Source organism: Paenarthrobacter nitroguajacolicus, from assembly GCF_007786235.1.
GTDB classification, from domain to species: Bacteria; Actinomycetota; Actinomycetes; order Actinomycetales; family Micrococcaceae; genus Arthrobacter; species Arthrobacter nitroguajacolicus_A.
This window is the reverse complement of record NZ_VNFK01000007.1, coordinates 199,516-211,084: the sequence shown is the minus strand read 5'-3', so window position 1 is coordinate 211,084 and position 11,569 is coordinate 199,516. Positions and strand designations below refer to the sequence as shown.

5 protein-coding genes are annotated in these 11,569 nt (G+C 65.1%); all 5 read left to right on the top strand.

Annotated features, from left to right (window positions below; genetic code table 11):
* Positions 1-198 precede the first annotated feature (198 nt).
* The 5 genes from FQP90_RS11755 to FQP90_RS11735 all read left to right on the top strand — a co-directional run bounded on the left by FQP90_RS11755 (position 199) and on the right by FQP90_RS11735 (position 11,486).
* On the top strand, positions 199-3,060 hold the full coding sequence (locus FQP90_RS11755) for a hypothetical protein (RefSeq protein WP_144650380.1): 2,862 nt from the start codon (positions 199-201) through the stop codon (positions 3,058-3,060).
* On the top strand, positions 3,057-4,400 hold the full coding sequence (locus FQP90_RS11750; RefSeq protein WP_144650378.1) for a hypothetical protein: 1,344 nt from the start codon (positions 3,057-3,059) through the stop codon (positions 4,398-4,400). Before FQP90_RS11755 ends, FQP90_RS11750 begins: the two co-directional genes overlap by 4 nt.
* A 57-nt stretch (positions 4,401-4,457) precedes the next feature.
* Positions 4,458-8,747, top strand: a complete 4,290-nt coding sequence (locus FQP90_RS11745) for an FtsK/SpoIIIE domain-containing protein (RefSeq protein WP_144650376.1) — start codon at positions 4,458-4,460, stop codon at positions 8,745-8,747.
* A 72-nt stretch (positions 8,748-8,819) separates the two neighbouring features.
* Complete coding sequence (locus tag FQP90_RS11740; RefSeq protein ID WP_144650374.1) at positions 8,820-10,802, top strand: serine/threonine-protein kinase; 1,983 nt, start codon at positions 8,820-8,822, stop codon at positions 10,800-10,802.
* A 123-nt stretch (positions 10,803-10,925) separates the two neighbouring features.
* Positions 10,926-11,486, top strand: coding sequence for an SRPBCC family protein (locus FQP90_RS11735; protein ID WP_244296713.1), 561 nt, complete (start codon positions 10,926-10,928; stop codon positions 11,484-11,486).
* Positions 11,487-11,569: the final 83 nt, after the last annotated feature.

Below are 11,569 nucleotides of genomic sequence, written 5' to 3'. Positions count from 1 at the left end.
CAAACCAAAACCAGCCCAGGCGACCAGACGATGCCTAAACTACCAACACCACCCAATAAATCCAACAAACGGACAAATAACTCTTGCTTCGCGTTTCCGGCTGTGACCTGCACGATCTCTATGCGGAAGGATTAGTCCATTCGTGAGCGCAACCCCGTATGATACTCAAGGCACCGTGAACGAATGAGGGGACGATCCATGCCCAGGCAGGCTAGTTTTAACCAGCACCACCCGGGGCGTCGCATCCCCCCGGGCCGCGCACTCGGCATCGCCTTGGTTGCCCTGGGATTGATCGCGACGACATCCTGCACCCAGACTCCCGAGCCGGAGCCGGTGACCAACCCCGTCAAACTCCTTCAGAGCGTGCGCGTGGGCTTGTCCCCTGCTGCCGGAGTCCAGACGATTGAAGGCACCACCATTTCCGTATCCGCTGCAGGGGACTCCTCCGCGGAGAACACCACGTACGACACCGCCCAGGTAGTGGGCGAACTCCCGGTGCGTGTGAGCCTTCAGTACCGTGCCGGGGAAAAGTCAGGCTCCGACCTCGCTGAGCTGAAAGGCCACACCGGTCCGGTGGAGATCAACCTGACTCTCGAAAACCTCACCGTCAAACCGCAGAACATCCAGTATGACGCCGCAGGGCAGACCCGCTCCGACACCGCTTTGGTAGGCGCCCCGCTGACAATTGCCGCATCGACGAAACTTCCCGGTGTCCGCGCAGACGATGTCAGGGCCGGATCGGCCGACGGCGCCACAGGTACCAACGGCGTCCTGAGCAGCACTGAAGACGGCGCCACCGTGGTCCAGTGGGCCACAGTCCTGGCTCCCCCACGTTCCGGAGCGAGCACGACGCTGCGTCTCGCCGCAGACGTGAAGGACTTCCAGGTTCCCGAATTCGACGTCGCTGTTCAGCCTGGCCTCAATACGGACCTCAGTGCCAACGGAGTGCTCTCCAGCGCCTTCTCGTCCGGGACAGGTTCGGAAATGGAGCTGCAGCGCCGGACAATCTCGCTGGTTTCGGACGTCAACACGGTCCTGGCCAAGGCCGGGTCCACTATCACCGAGGTTCGCCGGAACCTGCAGGCAACGTCGCAGACCCTCGGCGCCAAGACAGCCGGTGAACTGCGCGATAACTCCCAGGCACTGGCTGCGACGATGTCGGACCTGAAGCAGCAGCTGAAGGTTCTCGGCACTGATTTGGAGTCTTCCACCACAGCCACCCAATCCACCACCATGTCCCAGTTGAAGCTGACGGTCTCCGCCGTGGACGCGATGCTGGGCGATACGTCCGCCACGCCCCCGGTCGCTCCCATCACCGGTGACGGTTGCACCGCTGAGGTTGCCAAGGCATCGCCGGCGGCCACGGTGTACTCCAGCGTCCTCACGATGTCTTCACAGTTGGATGCCTACGCGAAAGTCAGCGCGAGTTGCAGGGACACTGTTGCCGGCGCCCTCAAAGCCACCATGGGACCCGAAAACCCCACGCCTGCGGAGTGCGCTGAGCAGGGTTCCATGACCTGCTCCCTTTACGGCTCGGCCGTGACAGTTACCGGAGCCCTTCTGGGCCTGGTGCAAAAGGGCGACGAGCTTGTCTCTGGCCTCCAGCCGCAGGTCGTCGAAGGCGCGATCAAAGACCAGGCGACTTCCGCCGTCGCACTTGAAAAAGTGCGCACCGACCTCGGTGCGATGCTTGACGGCTCCGGAACTTCCGAGGATTACAGCAAGGCACTGGCTGCTCTGGACATGGCCATCAAGTCCGCTGCCGACTCTGCAGCCACGACGCGGAAAGCAGCCACCGCTGCCCAAACCAGCGTGGACGCCCTCCGGCAGAAACTGCTCGCCATCGCCACCAATGCCAAGTCCGCAAAGGGCGAACTCGGTCAAGGGACATGGCTGAACGGCTCCATGCTGCAGCAGAACCAGAAGGTGGCAGACGAGCTGTGCAAGCTATCCGATGACGGCCTCATCCCCGGCAAAGGCAAGTTGTCCGCGAAGGACGTTGAGCGGCTGCGTTCCTATTTGACGTCCGTGCCATGCGAACCGACTGATGAGGACAGCAATCCCTCACCCGCGCTGAATACGCCCCCGGGCTTCAAAGAGCCTTTGGACGTTCGGCTTGGAGGCCAGTCAGCTGCTTGGGACGAGGTTCTTGCAGCCACCGACACCACCGCTGCCGACCAGGCAATCGGCCAGGCGTTCTCTGCATTGGAGACCACCTTCGACGACGCCGACACCAAACTCGAAGCGATCAAGACGGCCGTCAAGACGCTCGACGGCGCCGCAACAGGAAACGTCAACGGCACCAAACGGGGACTTGAGGCGCTGGATGCTGCACTCGCTGACGCGATTGACTCCTCCGGAACAGTGACCACCGCACTCGCGAAGTTGAAAGAGCAGCAGGACGGCCTTGGCGAAAAGATCAAGGATTCCCTGCGCGACGTTTCCGCCGAAACTGCTGCCGAGGTCTACAAAACCGTGGGCGAACAAGTACGTCAGGTTGCCGACATCGGCGATGCAAGCTCTGAAGCCGTGACCACAGCCTTCAACCGGTCCATTTCCGGGCTGAAGTCCACTTCGGACGATGTTGTGAAGGATGCCGAGGGAACGGTCAACAAACAGCGGGACGAGCTGTTGGGGCAGAGCGGTGACCTCACAGCCGCCCTGTCCAAGAGCACACAGTCCTCGCTGGACAACATCGCGTCCAGCACGTCCGGCTCCACCCGCGACGTCGAAGGTGCCAGCGCCCTTCTCGCCTCCAGCCTCAACAAAGTGATGCTGGATCTTGGCGACCGCGCGGTCAACGGCTCGGGCCTGCTCGGCTCCATGGCGACCAGCGCGGCCAAAGCGGATACCGCGGACTTCCAGTTGGCGTTGGCCTCCCAGAACGCTGAAGGCTACGCCAACATCCGCTCCCGCGATGTTGCAGGACTCCTGCTGCGCCAAGCTCAGTTCAAGGCCTCGCTCACTGCGGTGGATGAACTGCCGCCGTTCCAACTCGAGGTCCCTGCAGGTGCGACGTCACAGACGCTGTACACACTGAAGATCGGCGGCAACGCGTGAGCCCCCGGAACCGTCTCTTCGCCCTGATCGCTGCGGGAGCCGCCGTCGTAATTGCTGCTGCCGTGGTCTTGACCATCACGCTGAACCGCCCCGCGGAAGCTCCCCGGCCCGATCCTGTGGCCGCGACAGTACCAGTTGCCCTGAAGGCTGACGGCCTGCCGGCGGACTTTTCGATCGGCATCGTCATGACGTTCGGCCAGTCCGGCGAACCCGGTACCGAATACAACCGGGCAGCACAGGGTGCCGTGGTGGCGGCACAGCGTTTCGCCCAAGGCGGGGCAACAGTCGCCCTCCCCACCCACAACGACCGGGGGACGGAAGACGGCGCCCGCGCCGCCGTCGCTGCACTCGCCGAGCAGGGTGTGTCCGGTGTTGTCGTAGCCAGCACAGGGCCGCAAGCCCGTGCAGCCGCGAAGGCGGCTGAGGAACTCAACCTCCCGGTCATCTTGCCCTACAGCGAGGCGTCAGAACCGACCCAAACCACGTGGACTACTGGACCAACAGCAGCCTCTGTCCAGGCTGGCTTGGGGACCGCCCTTGCCGGCAAGAGCCGGGTGCTGCTGGTCAGCGACGGCGGCCAGGTCCCGGCGTCCGTCGCACCCGCGGACACGCTGGCACTGGATGGCTTCGCCGACGTGTCCGGTTTGGCCCAGGAAGCTGCCATCCGTACAGGCGACCAGCTTCGTCCGCCGTCCAAGGATGCGCCGGCTGATGCTGAGGGCACACGGATTGCCAACCCCGCAGACGCTGTTGTGGTGTCGGCGGCCACCCCGCAGCGCTTGGCACGGCTTGTACAGGCCCTCCAGTCACGCGACGTGTCAGTACCGCTGGTACTTCCCGACGGCGCCACCACCCCCGCGTTCGCATCCTCGCTTTCGGAGCTGGACGGCACTGCTTCGGGACAGCTGGTCAGCATTGCGCCGGCAACCGGCGACGCTGTCGCGCTCCAGCAGGACGCCCAAGGGCGGGGAATGTCCGCATTCCTCGCCGGCATCAGACTGGCTACCGGGAATCCGGAGATCAAGAACCTGACGGACGATACACCGTTCTCGGCGGACGCCTGGGCTGCGGACGCACGCAGCCATGACGCTGTGGTGGCCCTGGTCCGCGCAGGCGCCCTGGCCGGGAGCACCGATCCGTCGAAGGTGGCAGCGTCTCTTCGCACCATGTCCTTCGGTCCCGGAGAAGGCCTCGCCGGGCCCACGCTGGACTTCTCGCAATCGCAGGCGCTCACCGCTGAAGCAACCCCGGTGTACGCATCCCCTCAGGACCTCGGGCTCCGTCCAGCGGATGAGAACGCCCCGCGGCTTGTCTGGGTCCCGGCGCCAGTCAGCCCCTAACCAACCTTCCTGTCCCCGCGTCTGCAGGAACAGATCCACTAGAGGAGGAGCGCCCCGGTGCGTGTGCTGATCGACTTGGACGATCGTCGTTTTGAGTGCGAGGTTGCCCACGCTGCGCCCGCCATCACACTGTCCGACTTAGTGGAAGCCTCCGGGGGCCCCAGGGTTTCGCCTGACGAGCCGGTGTTCGTCAATGAGACAGAGGTCCGGGGTGCCACGCCACTCTCCGAACTGATTCTGCTGGAAGGCAGCCGCATCTCGCGAGCGCCCTGGCCTGTTCCGGACCGCGTACGTGGGTGGAGCCTGACGCTGGCCGGTGGTCAGCGCACCGGTGGTGTGGTGGAGGTTCCGCAGGGGCGCGACATGCTCATCGGCAGGTCTCCCCATGCCGATCTCAGTCTGCCTACTGAGAGCGCGTCGTGGGATCACTTCCGTCTTCGCCGCGAAGAGGACGGACTTCGGGTGGTGGATGGAGGCTCCACCAACGGCACCTTGGTCAACGGCGAGCCCGTGGGCGAGGACGGAGTCCTGGTCACTCAGACAGCCACCATCACGGCAGGCGGCACGGTCCTTCTCCTCCGACCAAACCTGGAGGAAACACCCGCCCCCGCCCCGGGGAGCCTGCACAACCTGACTCCGGCTTCAACCGCTCCCTTCAACAGACCACCGCGTCCCGGCCGCGCCCCGGCCGGCGATCCGTTGGTTCCTCCGAGCCGCAAGGACGTGCCGCCGGCCAACAAGTTCAGTTACATCACGGTTCTGGCGCCACTGGTCATGGCGGTTGCGATGGTGATGATCCTGAGGGACATGCGCTTCGCCATGTTCGCCATGCTGAGTCCCGTGATGGCGGTGGGCATGTGGTTCGAGCAGAAACGCCGCCACGCCCGCGGCCTCAAGGAAGAGGCAGAGCGCTTCGACGGGGCGCTCAAGGAGTTCGAGCAGCAGATCCGCAAGGCCGCCGAGGTGGAAACCGCCCGGAGACACCGGATGGTCCCCGATCCCGCCACGGTTGTACGTCGTCCTGCGCTCCCGGCTACCTCGCTGTGGCAACGCCGTGCGGACTCGGACGACTTCCTGGCCCTGCATGCCGGCACCGGTGATGTGCCGTGGAAGCCTGAAGTGGACCGGGCTGCAGGCTCGCGTCCGGACGAAAAAGTCAAGGAATCCCTCACCGCAGCCCGTCTCTTGGCCGCACCCGTGCTCGTGGACCTCACAGACGCCGGCGTGGTGGGCATCGTTGGCTCGCGGGACGGCGCTTTGGCCTTGGCCCGCTCCCTTGTAGCCCAGGCCGCGGTGCACGTTGGTCCGGCGGATCTGACAATCGGTGTTTTCTGTGACGCCGGCCGGGCCGATGAGTGGGAATGGGCCTCGTGGCTTCCCCATACCCGCCAAACGGGCAGCAGCACGGGCGAGCGATGGATGTGCGCGCACCGCGAGACGAGCCTGGCAATGCTGCGCGCCCTTAAGGACTCCGTGGAAGAACTGCCCACGCCGGCTCTTATGGTGGTCCTCGATTCCGATGTCCTCACTGAAGGCAGGGACGCCCCGGCCCGAGCACTGCTCGGCATGGGCCGTTCCGTCCCGGGAGGCCACATCAACCCGCAGCAGCGCCCACCCCGGGTGGCGGGCATCGTCATCGCCACGTCCGAAGAGCAATTGCCTGCGTCCTGCACCACCATCATCAGGGTGGGGACGGATGCTGCGGCCACCGTGGACCAGCCGGAAGACCTGACGCGCGTGGAGGACGTCATCCTGGCAGGCCTCGACCAAGAAGAGGCTCTGCGCTGTGCCACGCGCCTGGCGCATTTCGACGACCCGGAGCTCAGCGTCCCCGGGGCGTCCCTGCCCTCACTGGTCCGGCTGCCCGGTCTGCTGGGCTTCGAGCGCCCCGACGCGGCGACGATCCGCCGGCTGTGGCAGGCCCCCACCGGTGTCTCCACGCCAATAGGTACTGGCGAAAACGGGCCACTGACCCTGGACCTCGTCAAGGACGGCCCGCACGGCCTTGTGGGCGGCACCACCGGATCCGGAAAGTCCGAGTTCCTGCGCTCGCTCGTGGCCGGCCTCGCTGCCCGCAACGATCCGACCCGTCTCAACTTCATCCTGGTTGACTTCAAGGGTGGCGCCGCCTTCAAGGCCTGCGAACGCCTGCCGCACACCATCGGAACCATCTCCAACCTGGACGAACAGCTGGCAGACCGCGCCCTGATCGCTTTGGAAGCGGAGATGGAACGCCGCCAGCGGGTTTTCGCCGAGGCAGGCGAAGGCATCGACAACCTCAATGCCTACCTGGCCACGAACCCGGCCGAACCAATGCCACGCCTGCTGCTGGTGGTGGATGAATTCGCCATGCTGGCCAAGGATTTCCCGGACGTGCTCACCGCCCTCGTCAGCATCGGCGCTGTGGGCCGTACCTTGGGAGTCCATATGATCCTGGCGACGCAGCGGCCGGCTGGTGTGGTCAGCGACGACATCCTCGCAAACACCAACCTGCGGGTGGCGCTACGTGTCCAGAGCCGTGACGACTCCAACAACGTCATCGGCGTACCCGCCGCTTCTGCCATCGGCAGGGCGCAGATGGGCCGCGCCTTTGTAAAACTTGGCCAGGACGACATCACGCCGGTTCAGACCGCGCTGGTCACCGGTCAGGCACAGCTCGACGGCGGTCCCGCCGTCGATGTCCGCGACATCCGGCAGTTCGGGGTCCCCGCCCCGGCACCGGCAGTTCCGCGGTCCGCAGCAGTGGACGAGAATGATCTGGATCTCCTCATCGACGCCGTTGTGGAGGCCAATACCGAGGCCGGCTACGCTCCTCCGCGGCAGGTCTGGCCGAAGGCGTTGGGTGAGCGTGTGGAGCTGGACGGGTTCGCGGCGGAGGCCTCTCCGTCACACGCCCCTACCCCAGGGCGACCGACAGTGGGCCGCGTCCATGGGTCCGCCGTGATGGTGACCCTGCTGGACGAGCCAGAACTGCAGCGCCAGTCCGCAGCCGGATGGGACATGTCCGTGGGCAACCTGATGCTGATGGGTGTGGCAGGCTCCGGCACGAGCACCACTCTGGCGTCCATCGCGTTGACGCTTGCCAGGGAGGCAGATCCAACTGAACTGGATCTGATGATTCTGGACATGGGCTCCGGGGACCTTGAGATGCTGAAACGCCTGCCGCACACCGTGGCATACGTAGGAACGGGTGCCGGTGCCAAAGAGCAGCAAGCCCGATTCCTGCGCCATCTGAGCACTGAGCTGGAGAGCCGCCGCGCGGCACCGGGTACGCATCGCCGCATGGTGGTGCTGCTTGACGGCCTGGCATCCCTCCGTGACGAATTCCAGGACTTTGAAGGGCAGCAACTTCTGGGCCTGCTGTACCGCGCATACGCCGACGGCCCGGCGCTTGGCCTGTCCTTCGCCGTGACCACCACCCGTGCCAAAGCGGTTCCCTCCGTCATGAATGAAGTAACGCTTCAGAAGTGGCTCTTCCGGCTCGCCGATAACTACGACTACTCCTCGCTGGGCGTGCGGGCCAAGAATGTCCCCGCGGCACTCCCTGGGCGCTGCGTGGACCCTCGCACCTCCCTGCAAATGCACGTTGCCACTCCCGGAATCGGGTTGGAGGCCGCTGTGGATCGCGTCCGGCACAGCTGGGCAGATGCACCGGCGAAGACCACGGCGATCCGGAGCCTACCCACTGACGTCAGCATGGCGGATTTGGGAGTGAAGCCGCAACTGGAAACCGAGCCCTGGCACATCCCCGTGGGAATCCGCGAGACTGACCTCGCCCCCGCCTTCCTGGAAATCTATGAGGGCGAGCACGCCTTGATCGCCGGACCGGCCCGTTCGGGCAAGTCCACCTTGCTGCTGGCCCTGGCCGAGGCCGTTACTGGCGTAGCCACCTCCCGGGGTCCGGCCCAGGTCTGGGGGATCTGCGACCGCCGCTCGCCTTTGGCCACGGCCACCCTGGATCGGGTAGCCGTTGGCGCGGACGAGGTGCCGGCGCTGCTCGCTTCCCTGCGGATCGAGCGCGGCCCGGTGTTCCTGCTGATAGATGATGCCGAACGCTTCGAGGACACCGATCAGTCCATCGCCGGGATCGTGGCCTCCGGGCCGCCGGGGTTGTGTATCATCGCGGCCGGGCGGGCCACTGATCTGCGAGGACTGTACAGCCACTGGACCAAGACTGTCCGCAAATCGCGCCTGGGCGTGCTGCTCCAGCCGGACGTGAATTACGACGGCGAACTGCTGGGTGCCACCCTTCCGCGGAAGGCTCCCGTGGCGCTGACTGCCGGGCGCGGGTACATAGGGGTGGGCGGGCAAGTGTCGCTCATCCAGTCGGTAAGTCCCGGGAGCTGAGCCGACGGGAAGCAGGCGCCTTGCGCTGGATGGCTTTGGGGAATCAGATCGATAGCTTTGGAGAGTACGGACATGCAATTGGCACAGACGGGGCAGGCGCTCGGAGCGTCTTACCGCTTCGGCGAACGGGTGGGTTCCGGTGCTGTTGGCGAGGTCTGGACCGTCACTTCGACGGACGGCCGGACATTGGCGGCCAAAGTGTTGCGTCCGGAGCATGCCGATGATCCGTCCCTGGTGGAGAGGTTCGTCCGCGAGCGATCCGTGCTGTTGGGACTTCAGGACTCCCACATCGTCACCGTGCGGGACATGGTGGTTGAGGGTGAACGGCTGGCCATCGTCATGGACTACATCGCCGGCGGTTCGTTACGCGACATGGTCAAGGAAGCCGGACCGCTGGCACCCGAAGATGCCGTAAACATTGCCGCTGAAATCTTCGACGCCCTCGCATTCGCACATTCGCGAGGCGTAACGCATCGGGATATCAAGCCGGACAATGTGCTCCTCACCCGTCCGTGGTCCGAGCGTGAAACCGGGGACATCAGGGTTTCCGACTTCGGCATTTCCGATGTCGTAGGCGAGAAAATCCGCCAGACCACCGGACTCATCGGCACTCCGCAATACATGCCTCCCGAGCTCATCAGCCAAGGCCGGTCCGGACCTCCCGGCGATGTCTACTCCACGGGCGTCCTGCTGTACGAACTCCTTGCGGGAAGGACTCCGTTCGCAGGTCCCGGCACGGACTTCAGCGTTGCATACCGCCATGTTTCCGCACGTCCACCGCGCATTCCCGTGGACGACGCACTCTGGGGCATCCTCGATCAGCTGTTGTCCAAGGACCCTGCTTCCCGCCCAACTGCGCGTGAGGCTGCTTCGACGCTCCGGCGGCTGGCACCCGGTCTTGCCGGCAGCAGCCCGATCGCCCGGGGGGAGGCGCCCGAAGACTTCGACGACGTCGAGCGTCCCGCCACGGTGGTGCGTGGCGCCTTTACCGATGACGAACTCGCAGCCTTCGCGGCGGCCCCGGCTGCCGGCGTCGATGCCGTGGTTCCGGACCTCGGGCAGGCCGGCAGCGCAACCATCGCCCGCCCCATGCCCCGCCGCGAAATGCGGCCCCCGGCGGAGGAGTCGAAAAAGGAGAAGGATGCGACTCCGTTTTGGCGGACCCGCAAAGCGCTGCTCCTTGCCGGTGGTGCGGTCCTACTGATCGTGGCGATGGTTGTGGGCTTTGTTCTTTTGTCCCCCACCACCCAGCAGGCCGCGCCCACGCCTCCCGGACAGCAGTTGTCAGCGCAGTTGCAAGACCCAGCCCTACCCACTGGACTCACCATTTCCCGGAGTGCCACGTACGAGCCGTCGTCCGGCCAGGTCCGTTTGACAGTGTCCTACGCGGCACAGAAAGCGCCGTTGTCCGGTGAGTTCCTTGAGGTCATCCCGGGGTTGGCTGATGGAGAAGCATGCCCGGCCGTGACGTGGGATGGCGGCACCGCGGGCCGCAACCAGGCGTCCATCACAGGTGTGGATGTTGCGTGCGGATGGAAACTGTCCGGCGTGGAGATCCCCGCTGGAGGATCAGTGCAGCTGACCGCCAAGGTTCCGGTGGCTCCCGCAGACCAGAAGGCAATGGACTCGTGGCTGCGCGCCGGGTCCGAGGCAACCGCGGCCGCCACTCAGGACCCTGCAGTCAAAGGCACCGCGTATCCCGTCCAACGCCTGAAGGGTGTGGAGGTGCGGATGCCTGCCCGGGTGGTCACGCCCAGCCCCTTGAAAATCACCTTGGTTCCGGTGTGGGCCGGCGGAGCCGATGAACTCAATCCGCTGTACGTCAGTCCTGCGTCCGGCAAACCCTCGCAAATGCTCGCCTCCGTAACCGGCGGCGAGAAGGGGGTGCGGTTCGCTGACGGCTGCGGCGGTGCTTTGGCAGTGGACAGCTCAGGGCTCACGGTGACGGCCTTGCAGATCACGCCACAATGCACGGTGCGGGCCAGCGTCGGAAACTTCACTGAGCTTCAGTCGCCGCCGTTCGGCATCACATCGCGGGAGAACTCGGGCGACTAGGTCTCCGGTTGCCGAGGGACCTCAACACTTTCGAGCGCTGAAGGAGACGGGACCTAACCCTTCCGCGCAGCCAAGAGTAGATTAATCACGGATGCCGTCAGACACCCCCTGAACCTGCGGACCGTGGAGGCAACAGTGGCCATACTAGCGGGCAAAAGCACGGATTATGCGTTCGTCACTGTATGGCGGGTGGCAGGCACTCGTGAAGAAGTGGTCGGCGTCCTTGGCAACGCCACGACCCTCAAGCAATGGTGGCCCTCGGTCTACCTCTCGGTGACACCTGTAGCCCAGGGCGGCCCCGACGGCGTGGGCGCCTCCTTCGACCTGCATACCAAGGGCTGGCTCCCGTACACGCTGCGCTGGCGGCTCACCATCACCGAACCGGTCACGCTTAACGGCTTCGCACTGACAGCCCAAGGGGACCTCAACGGGACCGGCCGCTGGACCTTCGATGCCGACGGCCCGGAGGTTGTCATCACCTACGACTGGCGGGTCAGTGCCGCGAAGCCCCTCCTCAGACGGTTGAGTTGGCTCCTCAAGCCTGCCTTCTCCGCCAATCACCAATGGGCCATGGCGCGCGGTGAGGAGAGCCTCAAACTTGAGCTCCGCCGTCGACGTTCCGGAGCTGCAGCGAAGGTACCCGAGCCACCGAAAGCCACCTTCGTGCGGACTTCGAGGGGTTAGCACTCACCTTGCGTCGCACGTATCCACATAGGACCCATCCGAGGACGGGCCGGCACCGAACTCCCGATAGAATCAAAACGCTG

Coding starts and splice junctions, on each gene's coding strand:
- FQP90_RS11755 (WP_144650380.1), top strand. CDS start 199: ATGCCCAGGCAGGCTAGTTTTAACCAGCACCACCCGGGGCGTCGCATC.
- FQP90_RS11740 (WP_144650374.1), top strand. CDS start 8,820: ATGCAATTGGCACAGACGGGGCAGGCGCTCGGAGCGTCTTACCGCTTC.